This is a genomic window from Hyphococcus lacteus (assembly GCF_041058985.1).
GTDB classification, from domain to species: domain Bacteria; phylum Pseudomonadota; class Alphaproteobacteria; order Caulobacterales; family Parvularculaceae; genus Hyphococcus; species Hyphococcus lacteus.
On sequence record NZ_JBEHZE010000001.1, the window covers coordinates 1,634,763 to 1,654,735 of the forward strand.

Annotated in this window: 18 protein-coding genes and 1 pseudogene; 13 read left to right on the forward strand and 6 right to left on the reverse strand. The window is 53.1% G+C overall.

The features are described 5' to 3' along the window. Window positions 1-15 precede the first annotated feature (15 nt). The 3 genes from ABFZ84_RS07855 to ABFZ84_RS07865 all read right to left on the reverse strand — a co-directional run bounded on the left by ABFZ84_RS07855 (window position 16) and on the right by ABFZ84_RS07865 (window position 4,852). The gene (locus ABFZ84_RS07855; RefSeq protein WP_369313424.1) at window positions 16-771 is read right to left on the reverse strand and encodes a TIGR02186 family protein; all 756 of its coding nucleotides are present in this window, start codon (window positions 769-771) and stop codon (window positions 16-18) included. Then, window positions 768-1,682, reverse strand: a complete 915-nt coding sequence (locus tag ABFZ84_RS07860; RefSeq protein WP_369313425.1) for a sulfite exporter TauE/SafE family protein — start codon at window positions 1,680-1,682, stop codon at window positions 768-770. The genes ABFZ84_RS07855 and ABFZ84_RS07860 overlap by 4 nt, the downstream gene beginning before the upstream one ends. A 131-nt stretch (window positions 1,683-1,813) precedes the next feature. Further along, window positions 1,814-4,852, reverse strand: a complete 3,039-nt coding sequence (locus tag ABFZ84_RS07865) for a hypothetical protein (protein WP_369313426.1) — start codon at window positions 4,850-4,852, stop codon at window positions 1,814-1,816. A 277-nt stretch (window positions 4,853-5,129) separates the two neighbouring features. Here ABFZ84_RS07865 and ABFZ84_RS07870 point away from each other — a divergent pair, with 277 nt between their 5' ends. Then, complete coding sequence (locus ABFZ84_RS07870; protein ID WP_369313427.1) at window positions 5,130-6,914, forward strand: acyl-CoA dehydrogenase C-terminal domain-containing protein; 1,785 nt, start codon at window positions 5,130-5,132, stop codon at window positions 6,912-6,914. Window positions 6,915-6,964: 50 nt separating this feature from the next. Here the strand turns inward: ABFZ84_RS07870 and ABFZ84_RS07875 are convergent, their stop codons facing one another. Continuing rightward, window positions 6,965-7,519: a class I SAM-dependent methyltransferase gene (locus ABFZ84_RS07875; protein WP_369313428.1), complete on the reverse strand. Its 555-nt coding sequence runs from the start codon at window positions 7,517-7,519 to the stop codon at window positions 6,965-6,967. A gap of 245 nt (window positions 7,520-7,764) precedes the next feature. Between ABFZ84_RS07875 and ABFZ84_RS07880 the strand changes: the two genes are divergently transcribed. Then, complete coding sequence (locus ABFZ84_RS07880) at window positions 7,765-9,645, forward strand: DUF885 domain-containing protein (protein WP_407067106.1); 1,881 nt, start codon at window positions 7,765-7,767, stop codon at window positions 9,643-9,645. 24 nt (window positions 9,646-9,669) lie between these two features. On the opposite strand, the gene ABFZ84_RS07885 is transcribed toward ABFZ84_RS07880, so the two are convergent. Further along, on the reverse strand, window positions 9,670-9,963 hold the full coding sequence (locus ABFZ84_RS07885; protein ID WP_369313430.1) for a GNAT family N-acetyltransferase: 294 nt from the start codon (window positions 9,961-9,963) through the stop codon (window positions 9,670-9,672). Between the two features lie 220 nt (window positions 9,964-10,183). Here ABFZ84_RS07885 and ABFZ84_RS07890 point away from each other — a divergent pair, with 220 nt between their 5' ends. Continuing rightward, a complete protein-coding gene (locus ABFZ84_RS07890; protein WP_369313431.1) occupies window positions 10,184-10,375 on the forward strand; it encodes a hypothetical protein in 192 nt (63 codons plus the stop codon). On the opposite strand, the gene ABFZ84_RS07895 is transcribed toward ABFZ84_RS07890, so the two are convergent. Beyond that, window positions 10,376-11,512 (reverse strand): DNA cytosine methyltransferase, encoded by a 1,137-nt coding sequence (locus ABFZ84_RS07895; RefSeq protein WP_369313432.1) that lies wholly within the window; start codon window positions 11,510-11,512, stop codon window positions 10,376-10,378. 277 nt (window positions 11,513-11,789) lie between these two features. On the opposite strand from ABFZ84_RS07895, the gene ABFZ84_RS07900 reads away from it, so the two are divergent. From ABFZ84_RS07900 to ABFZ84_RS07945, 10 genes and pseudogenes are all read left to right on the forward strand, one after another. Beyond that, window positions 11,790-12,884 carry a hypothetical protein gene (locus ABFZ84_RS07900; protein WP_369313433.1) on the forward strand — a complete coding sequence of 365 codons (1,095 nt, stop codon included), beginning with the start codon at window positions 11,790-11,792 and terminating at the stop codon, window positions 12,882-12,884. Between the two features lie 149 nt (window positions 12,885-13,033). After that, on the forward strand, window positions 13,034-14,062 hold the full coding sequence (locus ABFZ84_RS07905; RefSeq protein ID WP_369313434.1) for a tetratricopeptide repeat protein: 1,029 nt from the start codon (window positions 13,034-13,036) through the stop codon (window positions 14,060-14,062). 115 nt (window positions 14,063-14,177) lie between these two features. Continuing rightward, window positions 14,178-15,116 (forward strand): glycine--tRNA ligase subunit alpha, encoded by a 939-nt coding sequence (locus ABFZ84_RS07910; RefSeq protein ID WP_369313435.1) that lies wholly within the window; start codon window positions 14,178-14,180, stop codon window positions 15,114-15,116. Continuing rightward, window positions 15,116-15,583, forward strand: a complete 468-nt coding sequence (locus ABFZ84_RS07915; protein WP_369313436.1) for a GFA family protein — start codon at window positions 15,116-15,118, stop codon at window positions 15,581-15,583. The genes ABFZ84_RS07910 and ABFZ84_RS07915 overlap by 1 nt, the downstream gene beginning before the upstream one ends. A 75-nt stretch (window positions 15,584-15,658) precedes the next feature. Continuing rightward, window positions 15,659-16,069: a DUF1761 domain-containing protein gene (locus tag ABFZ84_RS07920; protein ID WP_369313437.1), complete on the forward strand. Its 411-nt coding sequence runs from the start codon at window positions 15,659-15,661 to the stop codon at window positions 16,067-16,069. Between the two features lie 71 nt (window positions 16,070-16,140). Further along, the gene (gene mtgA / locus ABFZ84_RS07925; protein ID WP_369313438.1) at window positions 16,141-16,893 is read left to right on the forward strand and encodes a monofunctional biosynthetic peptidoglycan transglycosylase; all 753 of its coding nucleotides are present in this window, start codon (window positions 16,141-16,143) and stop codon (window positions 16,891-16,893) included. An 11-nt stretch (window positions 16,894-16,904) separates the two neighbouring features. Continuing rightward, entirely contained in the window at window positions 16,905-17,240 is a 336-nt protein-coding gene (locus ABFZ84_RS07930; protein WP_369313439.1) for a DMT family transporter, read from the forward strand. After that, complete coding sequence (locus tag ABFZ84_RS07935) at window positions 17,241-17,687, forward strand: PaaI family thioesterase (protein WP_369313440.1); 447 nt, start codon at window positions 17,241-17,243, stop codon at window positions 17,685-17,687. It abuts the gene before it with no gap. A gap of 43 nt (window positions 17,688-17,730) precedes the next feature. Further along, window positions 17,731-19,809 (forward strand): glycine--tRNA ligase subunit beta, encoded by a 2,079-nt coding sequence (glyS, locus tag ABFZ84_RS07940; RefSeq protein WP_369313441.1) that lies wholly within the window; start codon window positions 17,731-17,733, stop codon window positions 19,807-19,809. Between the two features lie 15 nt (window positions 19,810-19,824). After that, window positions 19,825-19,970 (forward strand): annotated as a pseudogene (locus tag ABFZ84_RS07945) (IS1595 family transposase); the annotation flags it as partial. Between the last annotated feature and the right edge of the window lie 3 nt (window positions 19,971-19,973).

Consider the following 19,973-nt stretch of genomic DNA (forward strand, 5'->3'; position numbering starts at 1 on the left):
GCTAACCGAAAAATGTCATTTACGGAATGCGACGCTAGCCAACCAACCCGCCAGCAAAGATATTATGACGCAAAAAATGCCGTAGGAGATCGGGCGCTCAAACGCGAAATCATAGATCCGGCGTTCAAGCCCGACGCGATTTACCCCTAGCTCGGCTTGATCGGACGAAAGCAATTCGCCATTGCGAAAGAGATAAACCGAAACCGTATATTCACCCACGGGCGTGTTCGCCGGAAGGCGTGCATTGATTGTGAATAGGGCACCTTTAGAGAATGCGATGCCGTCAATGCGGGCTTCGTAGAGGCCAAGGGCTTTGGCTTCGGTTAAAAACGCTTCGCGATAAAGTACGGTTTTGTCAATTTCATCTTTGTGATCTGACTGGGTATGAATTTCGATATCAAGAAAATCTGCACCAAGACGATATTGATCTTGGAGAGGGAGCGGGGCGATGTCGGTTACGGGTTTTGTTGAGTTAGTTAGATAAAGACCTGGCGCACCCTCGACGAGATGGGTCTTGCCCGGAACCCATATCAAATTTGCTTTTTCGATTTCGCGAATTTGAAAACGCGCATCTGGCCCACGAATGACCGAAACAATATCGACATTGCCCGCCGGGTCATCAATGCCGGTGATTGCACCGAACAAGGTTAGCTTTGCACCTGCAAAGCCTGTATCAACCTCGACCCGATCGTCCGCGAGGCCCAATTCAATGTTCGCGGCTTTTGCGGGTGAGAGGGCAATCACCGCAAGAATTACGACCAACGCCCTCATGATACACCGTGGACGGTGAATGGGGACGATGGCGGTAGCGCCAATCCGATCAAAAGACGCGCGCAAACTGCAAGTACAATGAGTGCTAATAGCGCCCGCAGATGTTCGGCCCGTAGTTTGATGCCGGCCCGTGCGCCAAGTTGTGCGCCAATAACGCCGCCGACCATCAACAATAGACCGAGTGCGATATCAACGGTTTGGTTTGCGGCTGCATGAAGAATGGTCGTTAGTGCGGTGACAAAAACGATTTGGAATAGCGATGTGCCCACAACCACATTGGTTGGCATGTTGAGGATATAAAGCATCACCGGGACCATGATGAACCCGCCACCGACCCCCATGATTGCCGCCATCAGGCCGCCAAAAAAGCCAAACATAATTGGTGCAAGCGGGCTTATATAAAGTTGGGAAGAACGAAAACGCATAGCAAACGGCATTGCAGCCAGCCATGTCGGGCTACGTCTTTTTCGCGGTCTTGGGCGCGTGTCACGAGCCCGGATCAGGGCGCGGGTACTTTCCAGCAGCATCAATCCGCCAATCGCACCCAGAAATATGACGTAGGAAAGCGAGATCATAAGATCGATCTGGCCCGTCGCACTTAAGGCGCGGAAAATCATCACCCCAATGAAAGAGCCAACCGACCCGCCAAGCACAAGAAAACCGCCCATTTGGAAATCGACGGTTTTGCGTTTTAAGTGAGCGGTGACACCGGATACCGATGACGCAACGATTTGCGTGGTTTCAGTGCCGACGGCGATGGCGGGTGGAATACCGTAAAAAATGAGAAGCGGAGTCATTAAGAAACCGCCGCCGACGCCAAACATGCCGGACAAAAATCCGACTGCTGCGCCCATCGTCATAATCACAAAAGGATCGACGGGCATCTCCGCGATGGGGAGATAAAATTGCATGAGTGAAGCGCCGAAGGTTTAGGAACGCAAATAGTTACAGGTGTTATAGGCTCGCCCGACGCACTGGCGCAAGCAATGGACGTTGCGACAAGGTCGTTATCGCAAGGTCAAGGGGCAATCCGCGAAAGGTTTTAGCCCGTTGTTGTGTTTAGGTTCGCATTTGGATTGGTCTCGTTAGCTGACCAAGCAGCAATGCGCTGATCAATCGATGATTTCTCATCCGCAGAAAGTGATGCGGCAACACCCGCGGCCAGAGGTTCGGCAGCGGCATCACCGTTTCGCGCCGCAAGCGCATACCAGTAATAGGCTTTGCTAGCGTCCTGAATGGCCGATGTCGCGTCGCCAGTGGGGTGGTAGATCGCGCCGAGATTGTATTGCGAATCGACCAGACCGTAATTGGCGGCGCGCTCGAACCACGCAATAGCTTCTTGGCTGTCAGCCGGGCCACCGTCGCCGCGAGCGGTCATGACACCAATGCGGTGCATCGCCAAAACATTGCCGCCATTGGCAGCGCGGCGGAACCATACGCGCGCTTGACCGAGGTCTTGATCGATCCCTTGGCCACTTTTGAACAACTCGCCAAGCTGTAGTTGCGCAGGTGGAAAGCCGAGTGCAGCCGCGTCTTGAAGAAGCGAAATTGCGGTCGCCGCGCTGGTTTCGTCTTCTGCGGCACTAAGGGCTGACATCGCCTCAAGATAAACAGACTGCGGATCAATAGCCGGTGCGGCAGGCACGGAAACAAGCTCGTCAGTGCCAGTGTTCTCGCCAGCAGTCGAAGGTGTGGCCGCGGGCGTCGAAATGGTTGCCGTTTGCGGGTCAGTATTCGGTTTAAGGATGAAGTCTTTCATCAAAAAGATGAGGGCCGCGACGGCCAAAACGATTGCGACACCCAGGGCAATGGTCACGGGTTTTGACGAAGCATTGGCTTGCAAAGATTCGAGCGCTGCACGGTCGTTATTCCGGCTTTCCTGTTCAGCTTCAGTGCTGTCGGGTGTTTCAGCGGTTGCGGCGAGCGGTTGCGGTTCTGTCTCGACTGCGTTGTCTTCAGCCTCACCTTTTTTGCGCGAAAGGCGGCTGCGGGCAGAAGAGAGCGCGGCTGTCAGTTTTGAAAAACGCCCGCCTGATGCATTTTCGGTTTCGTCTGAAGCTACAGTTTCCTGAGCGGCACGGCGGTCACGTGCTTTTCGCTCGCGCGCTTCAAATGCGGCTTCGACGGCTGCCGCACCTTCAAAAACATCTGCTGCTGCTTCGGCGCGTTCCTCGGTTTTTCCCTCTTGCTGGGCGCGTTTTTGGCGTGCGCGCGCCGCGAGAATGGCGCGCTGCTTTGCGGTTAGGTGGGCTAGGGACGGACGTTTATCTGTGGCGGTTGCCCTTGCCGCGTTGGCTTCTTTTGCCCGAAGTCGTGCGGCTTTCAAATAGTCGTCTTTGTTCTTTGGTGGTCCAGCGCTCTCATCGGTCGTGGCGGGTTTGCCTACGATTCCAGCATCGAGGGAGGCAGTGTTGGGCGCTTGCTCATCGTCATCATCATCGGTCGTGGACGCTTCTGTTGTGTCGCTATCGTCGGGGTCGTCGCCTACGATGTCTTCGATTTCGTCGTCCGTGTCTTTGTTGCCAAAGCCATCTCCGGTGAGGGCGTCGCGGACTTCGGCGAGCAAGGCACGAGCGCTGCCGGCTTCCTCGGGTTCAGTTTCAAGATCAGCGTCGGCGACATCATCTTCGATGGTGATGTCATCGTTGGTCTCGGCGGCCGCCTCGGTTTCATCATCCAGTTCGAAGCTGATATCTTCTATTGCAGTGGCTTCGTCGTCTTCATCAATTGAATCATGTGCTGCTTCAGGTGCGTTTTCGTCTGCATTCGCCGGTCCAGCCTCAGCCTCCACATCCGGTGTGTCGGAGAACGCAAACGGATCATCTTCCGGTTCGTCATCGAGGTCGAGCGCGGCCACGGCTTCTTCTATGTCGTCAATCGCCCCATCAACGTCATCGTCACTGAGTTCAGATGTTGTTTCTTCGCCGCTTTCAGCAGCGTCGCTTTCGGCTTCGGGTTCCGGCTCAGCGAGTGCAGAAGCGATATCATCGGAAACATCGGATTCGAGTTCAAAGTCGTCATCAAAGGATGCGACTGTTTCTTCGAAGTCGTCGATTGACGTGGCGTCGTCGGTTTCGACCGCGGTGCGATCAATCTCTTCGAATCGCGCATTCATATCTTCGAGAGAGCGTTGTAACTCTTCGATGCGGGCTTCAGTTTCTTTGCGCGCATTTTCCAACAACGCTTCGACGTCGGCGTTGTCAGCGTCGTTATCGTCTTCGGCCAATAGTTGAGTACGAACTTCGGCAATCGTCTCGGCAACTTTTTGTACGCCGTCTGAACTGCGCTTTTCTGCGGCTTCAATCTGGCTCGATAGTTTAACGATTGTGTTTTCGAGCGAGCGAATTTGATCGCCGCCGCGTTTGATCTCGTCACCCAGAACCCGCAAGCGCGCGCCAGTGCGTTCAACAAATTCCGGATCTGTAGAATCGGCAGCTGCATCTTTGAGCTGCGTCGCTTCGGTGGCAATTCGCTCAGCATTCGCGACGCGCCCGGCGAGGTCTTCGATTGCCGATTTCAGTGAACCGACATCGTTTTGCTCGGTTGGCTCGCCGACTTTATCAACGCGCGCCGCAAATTCTTGTAGTTGCTGTTCGGCGGAATCCAAACGGGTGAGGGTTGTCTTGTGTGCATTGCTGAACTGGACGGCAACCTGAGCGACGGCTTTTTCAAGCGCTTTCAGGGCATCAATGCGGTTGCGGTCGCCCGTGGCGCGCTCAACGCGTTCAATGCGGGTTAGGACATCTTCGTAAGATCCTTCGGCGGGTTTTACGCGTTCGAGTCGTTGGACGCGGTCAACAAAGCCGCCAACATTGCGCGACAGGTCGGTGACCATTTTGGTGTTGCGGTTTTCCGCTTCGACAACCCGATTGCGCAGATGTTCAATCGCGGTGACCAAATCGCGCAGTTTCAGCCCCTCGACTTCACCGTCAGAAATTTCACTATCATCTTGGCCGTGGCTATAGATTCTTCGGTTTAGCCATTCGCCAACGGTCATGCCTTCGCGCCGCGCCGCTTCTTTGGCGGTCTCCCGCGCATCGCGTTCTATGCCTTTGACGCTCCAGGGCGCGTTGGATTTCATGTCGTATCACCGTAATTCGCTGGGGCGAATTCCCCGTATTTCGTCCAAAATCGGCGCGTAAAGCACCAAGGCGAACATTTCACTGGTAAGCTGCTTCGCAAAAGGCGCAAACCCTTAATGAGCAAGGAAAAAGCCCTATTGATTAATGAAAGCTTAACGCTGATTCGGAGCCGATTGCAGGTCATAAACATCCCCACTGTCATCTGTGCTTTAACCTGATCGCGGGGATGTCTACATTACTGATCAAATCAAGACCCCACTGACGGAGTATCCGACTATGACGACCTATAATGCCCCCTTGAAAGATATGCAGTTTGTTCTCAACGACGTCCTGCAACTGTCTAAATATTCTAACCTTCCCAGTTTCTCCGAGGCCTCTGAGGATGTGATCGAGGCGATCCTTGAGGAAGGAGCCAAGATGACATCGAATGTGCTGCATCCGATCAATTTGAGCGGCGATCAGGAGGGGTGTACCCGACACGAGGACGGTTCAGTGACCACGCCGAAGGGCTTTAAAGAAGCCTACGAGATTTATAAACAAGGCGGATGGCAGGGCCTATCGTTTGATCCGGAGTATGGCGGGCAAGGGTTGCCTTATGTATTGGCGGTGGCTGTCAGTGAAATGGTATCTGCGTCCAACATGGCGTTCGGTATGTATGGCGGTCTGGCGCGCGGCGCGGCTGATGCGATCCACGCCCACGGCACCGACGAGCAAAAACAAACCTATTTGCCGAACATGATTTCCGGTGAGTGGGGCGGCACCATGAACCTGACCGAGCCGCATTGCGGCACCGATTTGGGGTTATTGCGGACGAAAGCCGTTCCAAATGGCGATGGCAGCTATAAAATCTCAGGCACCAAAATTTTCATCTCCGCCGGTGAACACGATTTGACCGACAATATCATTCACCTCGTGCTTGCGCGGATCGAAGGCGCACCAGATGGCGTCAAAGGAATTTCACTCTTTATCGTGCCAAAATTCATTCTCAATGAAGATGGCTCGAATGGCGACCGCAATGGCGTGACCTGCGGCTCTATCGAAGAAAAAATGGGTATCCACGGCAATGCGACCTGCGTGCTCAATTATGATGATGCGACCGGTTATTTACTTGGTGAGGAAAACAAAGGCCTGCGCGCCATGTTCACCATGATGAACGAAGCGCGCCTAGGCGTCGGTATGCAAGGCATGGCGATTTCTGAGGTGGCGTATCAAAACGGCGCTGCCTACGCCAAAGACCGGCTTCAAGGTCGTGCGCTAACCGGCCCAGCGGAACCAGAAAAGCCAGCCGACCCGATTATTGTTCACCCCGATGTGCGACGTATGCTGATGGACCAGCGAGCATTCACGGAGGGCGCGCGCGCATGGATGTATTGGTCGGCGCTTTATGGTGACCTTCATAAGCATTCGGAAGATGAAGCCACCCGCCAAAAAGCCGATGATTATATGGGGCTGATGACGCCAATCCTTAAGTCATATCTGACGGAAAAAGGGTATTGGCACGCCACCAACGCCCAACAGATATTGGGTGGACATGGCTATATCGCCGAGTGGGGCATGGAGCAATTTGTGCGCGATGCGCGGATTGCCATGATTTATGAGGGTGCGAACGGCATTCAAGCACTTGATTTGGTTGGCCGGAAACTCATGAAAGATGGTGGGCGTGCATGGCAGACCTATTTTGCGGAAATTGATCAGTTCATTTCCGACAATCAGGGTAATGACGAATTAAAGCCATTCCTTGATGGGTTGGAAAAAGCGAAAACACAGACATTGGAAGGTACCCAGTGGTTTGGCGCGAATGCGATGACCAACTTTAATAATGCTGGTGCAAGTTCCATGGATTATCTGTCACTATTTGCTTTGACCTGTCTTGCTTACTCATGGGCGATGATGGCCAAAGTTGCGATTGAGAAAAAAGATTCTGGCGATGATTTCTATAAGAATAAACTCATCACTGGCCGCTATTTTGTCGAACGCGTGTTGCCTGAAACCGGTATGCACCTTGAAAAAATAAAGACAGGCGCAGATGCGATGATGGCATTGCCAGAAGAAGCGTTTTAAATTTCGTTTTATCCAAACAAAGTGGCGCGAGGGGAAACTCTCGCGCCTTTTTATTTCTCTAATACCGCAAGCTGATTGCAGCCCATTTGAAACGATTGGTAATGCGAGAGTTTAAGACCGAATTCGCTCGCAAAAATTTCACATCGTTTGCGATTGAAAATTACGATGTGATCATCTGCGGCGGCTTTGCTAAAAAGCCCAAGCATCGCACCGATACGGTGAACGACGTCATTGCCAAAGGGGGTTGGGGTCGTAAGCACGATCCGGCCACCGGGCTTCAATGCGCGCGATAGGCCGTCACCGAGAAGTCGCAAATTAAAAATATGTTCGATCAATGCCGACATGACGATCGTGTCGAATTGATTTTCAAATGGCAGCGGATCTTGGTCGATGTTGAGTGCTACAAATTGTGCATGGGGTTTTTGAATACGTGCATCGGCTATTGCATCGGCGCTGATATCAACACCGGTATAGCTTGTGATTTTGTCGGCAACCAGGTGGCCCAACTGGCCGCGCTGGCACCCTATGTCCAATAATTCACCGCGTATGAACGGTTTTATTCGGGACAGTCTTGCTTCTGACAGGTGTTTCGACAGTAGGCCCATGACTAAGATACGCTTTTTATTGGTGAATATGTCGTAACAACGCAAAACTACAGTGAAATCAGTTTGAGCAAGAGACCGGTTCATGCTTAAAAAAAGGTTACACCACAGCGGGGTATTCCCTGATCCCCTGTATTTTCAAGACTAAAGACGCCAAGTTATAGACGCCAGACTACGAGAATGATTGGGCAACAGATCCGTAGGGGCGGATCGAAGCAGAAATTCACTAGGAAGGACTATTTATGGATATGCGCCATTTGACCCTAGCACTTTTAGGGTCAGTTTCTCTTGCCGCTTGTGGGCAAGGGGCTGATGAAGCGACGACAAAGACCGCACCGGTAGAAAACACAGAGGCAGCAACGACTGAGGTTAATGCTGATGCGGTGGCGGCTGAAAGCGAACGTCTAAATCAGTGGTTTGCTGAGCGTTGGGAAGAGGAACTTGATTTCTCGCCCATGTTTAAAACCTATCTTGGCCGCAAAGACGATCAAGAATTGGTCGATGACGTAAGTGAAGCCGCAGAAGATCGCCAATTAGAGTGGCGCCGTGATGCTGTCGCTAAGATGAAGTCGAGTTTTGATTACGATTCGCTGACACCGGAAGCGCAGACATCGTATGACATTTTTGCTTACCAGCTGGACGAAGCCGAAGCTGAACATGAGTTCCGTCGTCGGCATTATGTCTTTCATCAGATGTATGGACCGCATGCGGATCTTTCAAACTTCCTGATCAATTTCCATAGTGTCGAAACAGCTGAAGATATGGATGCCTATATCACGCGTATTGGCGGAATTTCGGTTGCGCTGGAGCAGTCACTTGAACGCGCCAAAATTGCGGCATCCGAAGGGGTTCGTCCGCCACGTTTCGCGTATGATGGCGTGATCAAACAATCGCGTGCGTTGATTGATGGTGCGCCATTCGAAGGCGAGGGCGATGCGCCATTATGGGCCGACGCCAAAAGAAAAATTGATACCTTGCTCGCTGCGGGTGCCATCGACGAAGAGCAGGCGGAAACCATGCGCGGTGAAGCTCGTGAAGCGTTGGTCTCTGTTTATAAACCGACCTATGACGCTGTTATTGCGTGGTTTGAAAGTGATATCGAAAACAGCGACGAGAATGCAAAAGGTGTTGGCAGCCTTCCGCAAGGGAAAGCGTTCTACGAAGAGCGTTTGGCGCACTCAACAACCACAGACATGACCGCTGACGAAGTACATCAGCTTGGTCTTGATGAGGTTGCGCGCATCAGAACCGAAATGGAAGCGATTAAAGAAAAAGTCGGCTTTGAGGGAACGCTTCAGGAGTTCTTTGATTTCGTTCGTGAAGACGAACAGTTCTATTATCCAAATACGGATGAAGGGCGTCAGGCCTATATTGATGCGGCCGATGCAAAGCTCGCTTATATCAAGGATTTGCTGCCGGATTATTTCGGTATCCTGCCGAAAGCGGATTTGGTCGTGAAGCGCGTTGAGGCATTCCGTGAACGTGATGGCGGTGCGCAGCACTATTATCCCGGTACGCCTGATGGTTCTCGTCCCGGTATTTATTATGCGCATTTATCCGATATGGGTGCGATGCCGATCCCACAGCTCGAAGTGATTGCTTATCATGAGGGGCTTCCGGGTCACCACATGCAACTTTCCATCGCGCAAGAGCTGACCGGTGTTCCTGAGTTTCGGACGCAGGCTGGCTTTACGGCGTATTCCGAAGGATGGGGGCTCTACTCAGAGCTTCTTGCTAAGGAAATGGGTGCCTATGATGATCCGTATTCAGACTTTGGCCGCTTGACTACTGAAATTTGGCGAGCCATCCGATTGGTTCTTGATACGGGTATTCACGCTAAAGGCTGGACGCAGGAGCAAGCTGTCGATTATTTCATCGAAAATTCGCCTGCGGCTGAGGGGCAAATCCGCTCTGAGGTAATGCGTTATATTGTGATGCCAGGACAAGCGACGGCCTATAAAATTGGTATGTTGAAAATCCTAGAGCTACGGGCGGAGGCGAAAGAAGCCCTTGGCGATGATTTCGATATCAAGGGTTTCCACGATACAGTGCTGGGTGGTGGTGCGTTACCGCTATCCGTTCTTGAGCGCCGTGTTGACCGCTGGGTCGAAGACCAAAAAGCGTCGTAGCACCAAGAGCTAAATTCAGCGCCGTCAAATGGCTCGAGCTTTATCGAGGTCCGGGCGGCGCTGAAATAATTTGTCTACATACGGACATTGTGGAATGATCGTTGTGTCGTGCAACAGCGCATCTTCCACTGTCTTTTCCACTAATTTCTGAGCAATGGTACCACCGCGCGCTTCGGGCGGCACAAAGGTGTGGTGAACGTTGATTATATTCTTCCGGACTTTGTCATAGGTCAGTTCCGCTGTACCGCCTTTAACCGTTACAAAATATCGTCCGCCCCGGTCGTGTTCCTCGTGTTTGATGTCCAAATGTTCACTCATGATCCGACCTCCGATTAACCGTTGATTAGTAACTTGTGCACAGAATTTAGCGTGCAGGCGGGAAACAATACGGCACCAATATAGTTGCCGCGGATGGTGAAGTCTATTGTCGAGTTTCCTGTAAGGCCATGAAAATAAATGGTAATTTAGATTTTTCATGGAACGCAATATGATCTTCGCTGTTTCCGATTTCTTAGATGTAGCAAAAACGGAGACGAAAATGCGTAAGTCTACTTACCTGTTTGTAGCATTAGACACTAAAGGCAAAACATTGCGCCGGTGTTCACAGCGTTGTGATGGTATTGCCGCTCATGAACGGACTCAAGGCCTGCTGACGTCTACGCCACATGCGGCGGCCGTCTATGGATATGAGCGTCGCGGCCATCAGGTGCATTCCGCTTATCGTACTTAATCAGGCGGCGTTTCTTGCGCGCTTGCTAGCTAGGGATGGCTCAAATATCTCTTCTGCTAGCCATTGCACCACAGGAACACAAACACCGTCGCCGATGAGTTTAAGTGCGGCGGTGTTGTTCGCAGGAAGGCGGTATTCCTCTGGCAAACCCATGAGCCGTGCGGATTCTATTGGCGACATAAGACGTGAGCGGACAGTGCCGTTTTCAACGGCAAATATTAGCTGTCGCGAAGACCCACCTGCAGGTGTTCTTAAACACCCGGCAAGGCCATCAAACCGGGCTTCAACACGCTGAACAGATCGTCCATTTTCGGTGCGGGTGCGCCGAAAGGCCGTTCCGGCTCGACGTGCACCATTTCTTATTAGCGCGTTGACGCGTTCACGCTGAGATGCGCTCATCATATTGAGAAGATGTTCTGTCTGGGCTTGTGAGTGCCAATTGTCGGCGTCCCAATCGACAAGATCGGAAAGACGCTGTTGGCGCAAAGGCGTCGGCGTTTTCGCGAGCCATACCCACTGCATGCGTGCCTGTGGCGATAGATATTCAAGCGCGCTGATCATTGCGGGAGGCGCGAGTGCTTGCGATGGGGGCGTGTCACTTAATGGTGGTGTCACCTCGTCGGCAAAGCCAAGAATAAATAAACGTGGGCGTGATTGTGGGGTAAAAGATTTTGCGTCGAGCACACAGGCCGTCGTGCGATATCCGTTCTGGGTCATACATTCGATGACTGTCGCAAAGTCATGGCCATTATTTGAGGTCAGTAAGCCGGTAACATTTTCGATTGCGATGATTTTTGGGGCGCGGGCACTGGCAATTAATTCTTCGATACGTGACCAGAACGGAAAGAACATGCCGCTACGTGCCGCATGAATACCGCCACGCTCGCCGGCCAATGATAAATCCTGACACGGAAAAGACGCCCAAATCAAATCAACCGGATCAGCGGGTAAATCACGAGTGGAAAGATCGTTGATGTCGCCTTCAATTAGATCTTTGTTTCCAAAATTCTCGCGATAGGCCGCGCATTTTTGCGTATCGATATCATTTGCAAAAAGGCAACGCCACTGATCGCCAAGGCCGATGCGTGCCATGCCGCCGCCGGCAAAAAATTCGAGAAATGTTCGTTGGCTATTCATGGCCAAAATTGATTCCGTTCAGTTCGCTTTCAGCCAATAACCACATAGTGATTTCATAACAGCGGCAATGCTTGTTGAGGATATTGCCGCAATCTAGCCATAATCATCCGCATACGCATGGGGTTCGCCATATTTGCGTCACGATTGCCGTGTTTCCGCCGTAATTCAAGCGATTTCTCGCATTTGTGTAGTCCCGTTTACATTGACCTAATGTTAAACCTGCCGCACATTGGGGTGGGCGCTAAGGGGGCCTCGCATCATTCTATAGGAGAGGCGAATGCCCTTGATGGAAACAATAACAATACTGGCGGATTTCCCGCGAAGGCGGGTTAAGCTAGTTTCTAAATTGGCGGCGATAGCCGTTACAGCCGCATTTAGTTCTGTTTCGTTCGTTGCTCCTGCCAATGCTGCAGGAACCTTTGTTAGTTCTATGGCTGTTTTAGCGGCACCGTCAGATATGATTGTGACGCTTGCTGATGCTCAGGATCGCTCTGGGCGTCGTGGGGGCGGCGATCGCAAGGCGGATCGGTCGAATAATCGTCGGGATGATCGCGGTGCACGGCGGAGTAATAACGCACGGGACGGCGCACGCCAGCGAAATCGCGAGTCACGTCGCGCGGATCGTCCACGCAATCAAGAACGCCGAAATGCGCAAAACCGCGAACAACGGCGCGATGCGCGAAACAATAACGAGCGTCGTCGCAACGCACAAAATGACGGTCAGAACCGTCGTAAAGCCCAGCAAAATGATCGACGGGAACGTCGGGCACAGGGGGCTGACCAACGTCGGGAAACCCGTAGGGCCGAACGCCGTGCTGACCGCAGAGATGCCCGCCGTGAAGCGCGACGCGAAGATCGCCGTGCTGATCGTCGAGATCGCCGCGAAGCTTATCGTGACGGTCGTCGGGATCAGCGCCAGATAGACCGCGGTAAACGACGCGAGGCCTATCGTGATGGCCGCAGAGACCAACGACGGAACTATCGCGACCGTAGAAATGATCGTTACGCACATGACCGCCGGTACCGCCGGGCCGATGGTCGGCGCTATCGCTCTGGTCACTATAAACATCCCAGAGTTCGCTATGGCGGACGGTATTATGGCCACGGGCACGGACCGCGCCGTGGGCATGGATATTGGTGTTCAAGCCACTCAATCTTCCACTATTACAAGGGCTATGACCCGTTTGGTTGGGCCTATGCCAGCTTTGGATGGAATTTATATTCCAGCGCTTATGTGCGCGATTGCGATGTAGTTTCTCAAACCTTCTATCGTCGTGGCCGCCGCTACGAAGAAGTCGCGCTGTTGTGTTATGATAGTTGGGGTTATGGCTATATCAAACCAGGCAGCCGCCGAGTTTATCGCGATTATTGAGCGTAACCACAACAGGTTCCAATCGGAGGGGTGTCGTTCTCGGCACCCTTTCTTTTTGTTTTGAAACGGCTTTCCGCCAACAGATCCATTGACCAAAGTACCCGACTCTGTGGAGAAGTAAGCGTTAATCGCCAGTTTTTGCGTGTCATATGAAATCTTTACTCAGGGCCAAGTCGCATCTGCTTGCCGCTGCATTACTCGCAGCGCCATTTGTTATGGGTAATGCGTTTGCTGCTGGTGGTATCGGGCTTGAGGATGTGCAGGTTGGTGAACGCGATCTGCAAACCCGCATCGCGCTTATCTGTGAGGGGCCGTGCAGTATTGAAAAACGTGCCGATCAACAGTTTTTCTTGCGCGGTGTTTCCTCTGATATGTCGCTTGACCTGACGGATCGTAGCAAAAACCTTGACGGTTTTGAGCTGATCCCCGAAATCTCGGGCAGCCTCATGAGCGTCAATCCTGCGCGATTGATTGAATACGCAAATGCGAAACCGTGCGTTATTTCAGAACGTGCTGCGACATGTATTGATCTATTCTTTGCCGATGCAAAACCGCGCTCAGCGCAGATAGCGACGCCGGTGTTAAATGCTTCGGTGCCGAGTGTTGAAAAGCCGGTTTTGCGTGAAAGTGCGCCCGAGCGGTTGTCGCGCTTTTCTGCGTTGGCCCCGCCAGAGCGTCTGACGCCGCCGACAGGTGCACGTCTCGCGAGTGTGCAACCCGTTCAACAGCCGCCGGTGCCTGCGCTGCGTGAGCAGCAGGTAGTTTCTCGTCCATTACAGGCGCAAGCCGCTCACCGTCAGCTGCAGACAACACCACGAGCGCCCGCGCAACCCTTTAACTATACCGACAGGGTCAAAGCCCTTTTGGGTAAGAACCTGTCGCAGGGATATTGCGCGTCCGCTAAGGCTAGCCTTCAGAGCGACGCATGGGCGCTCGAATCCATGGTTGATGTGGGTTTGTGTGAGGCTGCTGCGGGCAACGCCGAACTCGCCGAGACAATGCTGTCGCGGTTGTTGGAGTATACGCCTGACAATTATGAGGCCCATGTGGGCCGCGCGTTGATTGCGTTACAGGCTGGCGAGAAAAGCATTGCACGGCGCTATTTCCAAGACGCGCTTGATGCGCCGCCCCCAATTGAAGAATCGACCCGTATTGTCGAAGCAATGCGCGCACTTTAGGCGTATTTCCTGCAAATTAGAGGCGGGGGTAGCCTTCCAAAGCTTGACGTTGCTATGGGGCGCTCTTAGCGTCCGCGCAAATTTCAAATGGCTTTGACGAATTGGCGCGAAAACAATGACCACGCAGAAAAAGAAGCAATCCTTTCAGGGGTTAATCCTCACGCTCCAACAATATTGGGCGGATCAGGGCTGCGTTATTTTGCAACCCTATGACAAAGAAGTTGGCGCGGGGACGTTTCACCCGGCGACGACATTGCGTTCTTTGGGGCCAAAGCCATGGAAGGCAGCCTATGTTCAACCATGCCGCCGTCCGACCGATGGCCGCTTTGGATCGAACCCAAATCGCTTCCAGCATTATTACCAGTTTCAGGTGGTGCTTAAGCCGTCACCGGACAATATACAGGAGCTATATCTAGCGTCGCTTGATGCGATTGGGGTTGATCGTTCCGTACACGACATTCGTTTCGTTGAGGATGATTGGGAAAGCCCAACCCTGGGCGCATGGGGCCTTGGGTGGGAAGTCTGGTGCGACGGTATGGAAGTCACCCAGTTCACGTATTTTCAGCAAGTCGGCGGGGTCGATTGCAAGCCCGTAACCGGGGAGATTACCTATGGGCTGGAGCGCCTTGCGATGTATGTGCAGGGTGTCGATAATGGTTACGACCTCGACTTTAACGGTGCCGAAGGCGACGATGCGGTTACCTATGGTGACGTGTTTCATCAGCAGGAAGTTGAGTTTTCAAAGTATAATTTTGATCTCGCAGACACTGATGTATTGCTTGATCAGTTCCGCGAAGCAGAAGCCGCGTGCCTTAGTGTGATTAAAGCGGGTGAGGCGGCTGGGACGTCTTTTGCGCTTCCGGCCTATGATCATTGTATTGCCGCAAGCCATTTATTCAATTTGCTTGACGCGCGCGGCGTTATTTCCGCGACAGAGCGGCAGTCCTATATTCTTCGTGTGCGGACCTTGTCAAAGGCTTGTTGCGAGGCGTGGTTAAAAAGCCCGCAGGGCCGAAGTGCCGGTGCGGGGATCGTCGATTACGCGGAGGCATAATGGTCAGTTTGCCGCTTGAAGGCGGATGTCAGTGTGGGGCATTGCGCTATGAATTAGCGGCAGCGCCCCTGATGATTTACGCCTGTCATTGCACTAACTGCCAAAAACAAACCGGTAGTGCATTTGTTCTATCGGCGACCGTGCCAGAAGCTGCGTTTTCTTTTAATCGCGGTACGGCATCAAAAACCGAATGGACATCCGATGCGGGAAATAAGCGCTTTGGTTATTTCTGCAATGATTGCGGCAGCCGCATTGCCAATGGTCAAAGTCCATCAATTGGTATTTTAAGCCTGCGAGCGGGGACATTCGATGACACTAGCTGGGTTCGCCCTGCTGGTCATATTTGGGTGAAAAGCGCCCAAAACTGGTTCAAGTTTGCTGCTGATGATCTTTTGTCGGACGAGCAGCCTACGGACTACAGCCCTTTTATGACGCGGTTCCAGAGCTTTGGCCTATTCGCTAAATAGCCGAATTTACGCTCCATTGCTCGCTTATCGCGAAACACCGTATAATCCGCCCTCAACATAAAAGGGAGGGTCAACATGCCCAGAGTTTTAGGTTTGAATCTCGTTGGTGTTTTGGTCGCAACGCTTGCGTTCTGGATGGTTGGGTTCGTTTGGTATGGGTTGGTGTTTGCCGAAATTTGGATGGAGGCAAACGGCGTTACGGCTGAAACCGCTGGGGCCGGCGGTAGTCTTTATATGCTTGGGGGCTTCGTCATTACACTGATGCAAGTTATCGGCATTGGCTTGGTGCTGAAGTGGAAAGGTGTCGCCACCATGGGGGCTGCCGTGATGACGGCCGTTATCTTGTGGTTCTTTCTCGCGCTCCCCTTTGCGAATTATGCATATCTCTATAGTCCTGCGCACAACACGACCTTGTTGCTGATTGATGCATCGCATTTACTCGTCGGATGGGTTGTATCGGCGGTGGTGTTGTCCTTGATTAAATAGGGGCGAACGCCCATCATTGATGGAGACAGGGCGGCGTTTGCGCCGCCCGTTTTTTTTTTATGGAGTGCTGCATGGCGTTGACTGCGCCAAAAAGAACCAAACCAAAAACCAAGCGGCGCAAGAAAAAAGCGACTGCGAAAAACAAAGTTGCGCGCGGGTTTCGGCTTGCGGGGTTTGTGCTGTTCGGGCTGGTGCTTGGGTCGGTTGTTTGGGCGGGGCTTTATCGGGTTGCGCCGCCGCCGGGGACGATCTTGATGCTTCAGCGCAAGATGAGCGGCGACGTAATTATCCATCCTTGGGTGCCGCTCGACGAGATTTCGCCGCATCTGGTGACGGCGGTAATCGCTGCTGAAGACACGCGGTTTTGCCTTCATAATGGCATTGACCTAGAGGCCATTGATAAAGCGCTGATTGAGAAAAAGAACGGTCGCAAGCTGCGCGGTGCATCGACCATTTCGCAACAGACCGCGAAGAACGCTTTTTTCTGGAACGGCGGCGGTTGGGTTAGAAAAGGCGGCGAGGCGTGGATGACCGTCGTCATCGAAAGCCTATGGCCGAAACGCCGTATTATGGAAGTTTATCTGAACGTGGCCGAATGGGGTGATGGACATTTCGGAGCCGAGGCAGCTGCGCGTGCGCGCTTCGGCAAAAGCGCACGTGACCTGACCCGTCAAGAGGCGGCATTGCTTGCTAGCGTTTTGCCGAACCCTCATAAATGGCGCGTTGATCCGCCGGGGCCTTATGTTCGTGGCCGGGCAGGAACAATTCGCGCACGAATGAATAACGTGCGCCGCGACGGGCTCGATCACTGCGTTTTGCGTTAACAGGAGTTTTTATGCCCAACGCTTATATCCAATTAGCGATTGCCATTGTTGCTGAAGTTATTGGCACGAGTGCCCTTAAAGCGTCGGACAATTTTACGAACCTGATTCCGTCACTTTTGGTTGTTACCGGTTACGGCATCTCATTTTATCTTTTGGCGAATGTCGTCAAGGAGATTCCAGTTGGTATCACCTATGCGATATGGTCTGGCGCTGGCATCGTGTTAGTGGCACTGATCAGCATTGTTCTTTATCGTCAGATACCAGACCTTGCGGCGTGGTTGGGCATGGCCTTGATCATCGCCGGTATTATGGTGATGAATCTGTTTTCGAATATGAGTGGGCATTAAATGGCGAATACGACCTCCGAACGACACACTGACATCCTGAACGGGTATAAAGATGGTGGATCACGCTTTAATGATTGGTCGCGCGAAAAGCTGGGCGACTTTACCCTGACTGATTGGTCGTGGGGGGCGCTTAATTTGTTGTGGGATATTGATGACCGGTTTGTCATGCCCGATGGCGTGATGTTTGGGGGCCATATTGCGTCAGTGGCCGATCATGTGGCGGGTCTGACGGCGATGACAGTTCTGAGCGACAATAAAGAGCGATTTCGGACGTCCCGGCTTGAGACCAACTTTTTCCGCCCCCTCATGATGCCGCTGGCCAAGATTGCGGGGCGGGTGACCAATGCGTCCAAGACCCTGATCCACGTCGAGGCGGACTTTCTTAATGCAGAGGACAAACTGGCCGTTCGCATCAATGCGGTGCAGGTTCGGCGGATGACCGGCTAAAGCCGCTTGCTCATAGGGCCAAGCCCCACTAGAAACCGGCCCCATGCCAGAACTTCTTTTAGAAATCTTCTCCGAAGAGATCCCCGCCCGAATGCAGCCCCGCGCTGCTGCTGATCTTGAGCGCGCCGTCAACAAGGCGCTCATTGATGCTGGATATCTGCCCGAAGGGGTAAAAGCGTTCTCTGGCCCGCGCCGCCTGACGGTGGTCGCAACCGGTCTGCCGGCGCGTCAGCCCGACCGGCGCGAAGAGAAAAAAGGCCCGCGCGTTGGCGCGCCTGATCGCGCGGTGGAGGGGTTCTTGAAATCTGCGGGCCTAACCTCGCTTGATGAATGCGAGCAACGCGAAGACAAAAAGGGTGCCTATTGGGTCGCGGTGATTGATCAAAAGGGCCGCGAGACCGCCAGTTTTATTGCTGATCTGATCCCTGAAATTGTGAGCGGCTTTTCGTGGCCAAAGTCCATGCGTTGGGGTGATGGCGATCTACGCTGGGTGCGACCGATCCATTCGATCCTATGCGTGTTTGACGGCGAGGTCGTACCGTTTGAGATCGACGGCATTGCCGCCGGCGACAAATCTGACGGCCACCGTTTTATGGGCAAAGGCGAGATCACGGCACGGTCATTTGAGGCATATGCCGGTGCGCTGCGCGACGGCAAGGTGATCCTTGATGCCGAAGAGCGGAAAGAGCTAATCGCTCGCGATGCTGAAACCTTATGCAACGCGCAAGGATTAGCACTCGTTGAGGATGCGGGACTGTTGGCCGAGGTAACGGGGCTGGCGGAATGGCCGATCGTGATGATGGGCACCTATGACGAGAAATTCCTCGCGCTGCCCGATGAAGTGTTGACCGCATCCATGCGCGGGCATCAGAAATATTTCTCGGTCAGCAATCCAAAGACCGGACGGCTCGCGAACAAATTTGTCTATGTGGCCAATCTCGAAGCGCCCGATGGCGGCGCGGCCATGCGCACCGGCTATGAGCGGGTTTTGACTGCGCGGTTGTCCGATGGCTGGTATCTTTATAACCAGGATCTCGGCACGAAACTCGCCGACCGGATCGACGATCTCGACAAGGTTACATTCTTTGAAGGGCTTGGCTCTGTGGGTGACAAAGCCCGCCGGATTGCGGCCCTCGCGCGCGAGATTGCGCCTACGGTCGGCGCGGACCCCGATGTGGCCGAACGCGCAGCGAAGCTGGCCAAGGCCGATTTGGTCACGGGTATGGTCTATGAATTCCCTGAGCTACAGGGCGTGATGGGCCGTTATTATGCGATAGAGCAGGGCGAAAGCGCCGACATCGCTGATGCGATCCGCGATCATTACAAGCCAGCCGGCCAAGATGATGACGTGCCCACCAACCCGGTTTCCGTGGCCGTGGCGCTTGCCGATAAAATTGATACGCTTACGGCCTTTTGGGCGATTGACCAAAAGCCAACAGGCTCGAAAGACCCATTCGCACTGCGCCGCGCCGCATTGGGCGTGATCCAGCTGATCGAAGAAAACACAGTTCGCATAGAGTTGATGCTGCTGGTGAAAGAGGCAATCAGCGGTTTGGGCGCGATCGCAAAGGAAGGTGGATTCGGCGAGAACCTCGTTTCTTTCTTCCATGACCGCCTTAAAGTCTATCTAAAGGACAAAGGCCACAAGCACGATGCGATTGATGCCGTATTGGTCACCGCCGATGGCGTGCTTGCGGATGATTTCGTATTGGTCGCGTCAAAGCTTTCTGCATTGGAAGCATTTCTCAAAACTGATGATGGGGCGAACCTCGCAGCCGCCTATAAACGCGCAGCGAATATTCTGAAGGCGGAAGAAAAGAAAGACAAAAAACCCGCCGATCCGAATGGTGTAGAGGAAAACCGCCTCGCGGAAGCCGAAGAAAAAGCGCTCTTTAATGCGCTGAAAGACGCGGAAACCAAAACCGAAAAAGCGGTCGCCGCAGAGGACTTTGAAGCCGCGATGACAGCACTTAGCGGCCTGCGCGGCCCGCTTGATGCGTTCTTTGAAAAGGTCACGGTCAATGCGGACGATGCGGACCTTCGCGCCAATCGCCTATCGCTATTGGCGCGCTTCCGCGCTGCAACCTCAAGCCTCTCCGATTTCTCAAAACTAGAGGGCTAACACACGCAAGTATAGCTGCAGCGTTATCTTGCAGAATTTGATTTTCGTTACAATAATCGCTCCGCCGTCGGCGTTGAGGATAAGGCTCGCGGTGACAACCTTTTCGGGGTATCGTTGGAAAGCGACTAAACTACCGGGCCTCGTCAGTAAACAACAGCTAAGGC

Excerpts from the sequence above, each read along its gene's own strand:
- ABFZ84_RS07865 (WP_369313426.1), bottom strand. The coding sequence starts at position 4,852 with ATGAAATCCAACGCGCCCTGGAGCGTCAAAGGCATAGAACGCGATGCG.
- ABFZ84_RS07895 (WP_369313432.1), bottom strand. The coding sequence starts at position 11,512 with ATGAATAGCCAACGAACATTTCTCGAATTTTTTGCCGGCGGCGGCATG.
- ABFZ84_RS07890 (WP_369313431.1), top strand. The coding sequence starts at position 10,184 with ATGCGTAAGTCTACTTACCTGTTTGTAGCATTAGACACTAAAGGCAAA.
- ABFZ84_RS07930 (WP_369313439.1), top strand. The coding sequence starts at position 16,905 with ATGCCCAACGCTTATATCCAATTAGCGATTGCCATTGTTGCTGAAGTT.
- ABFZ84_RS07885 (WP_369313430.1), bottom strand. The coding sequence starts at position 9,963 with ATGAGTGAACATTTGGACATCAAACACGAGGAACACGACCGGGGCGGA.
- ABFZ84_RS07915 (WP_369313436.1), top strand. The coding sequence starts at position 15,116 with ATGGTCAGTTTGCCGCTTGAAGGCGGATGTCAGTGTGGGGCATTGCGC.
- mtgA (WP_369313438.1), top strand. The coding sequence starts at position 16,141 with ATGGCGTTGACTGCGCCAAAAAGAACCAAACCAAAAACCAAGCGGCGC.
- ABFZ84_RS07860 (WP_369313425.1), bottom strand. The coding sequence starts at position 1,682 with ATGCAATTTTATCTCCCCATCGCGGAGATGCCCGTCGATCCTTTTGTG.
- ABFZ84_RS07870 (WP_369313427.1), top strand. The coding sequence starts at position 5,130 with ATGACGACCTATAATGCCCCCTTGAAAGATATGCAGTTTGTTCTCAAC.
- glyS (WP_369313441.1), top strand. The coding sequence starts at position 17,731 with ATGCCAGAACTTCTTTTAGAAATCTTCTCCGAAGAGATCCCCGCCCGA.
- ABFZ84_RS07855 (WP_369313424.1), bottom strand. The coding sequence starts at position 771 with ATGAGGGCGTTGGTCGTAATTCTTGCGGTGATTGCCCTCTCACCCGCA.
- ABFZ84_RS07905 (WP_369313434.1), top strand. The coding sequence starts at position 13,034 with ATGAAATCTTTACTCAGGGCCAAGTCGCATCTGCTTGCCGCTGCATTA.
- ABFZ84_RS07880 (WP_407067106.1), top strand. The coding sequence starts at position 7,765 with ATGCGCCATTTGACCCTAGCACTTTTAGGGTCAGTTTCTCTTGCCGCT.
- ABFZ84_RS07910 (WP_369313435.1), top strand. The coding sequence starts at position 14,178 with ATGACCACGCAGAAAAAGAAGCAATCCTTTCAGGGGTTAATCCTCACG.
- ABFZ84_RS07900 (WP_369313433.1), top strand. The coding sequence starts at position 11,790 with ATGCCCTTGATGGAAACAATAACAATACTGGCGGATTTCCCGCGAAGG.
- ABFZ84_RS07875 (WP_369313428.1), bottom strand. The coding sequence starts at position 7,519 with ATGGGCCTACTGTCGAAACACCTGTCAGAAGCAAGACTGTCCCGAATA.
- ABFZ84_RS07935 (WP_369313440.1), top strand. The coding sequence starts at position 17,241 with ATGGCGAATACGACCTCCGAACGACACACTGACATCCTGAACGGGTAT.
- ABFZ84_RS07920 (WP_369313437.1), top strand. The coding sequence starts at position 15,659 with ATGCCCAGAGTTTTAGGTTTGAATCTCGTTGGTGTTTTGGTCGCAACG.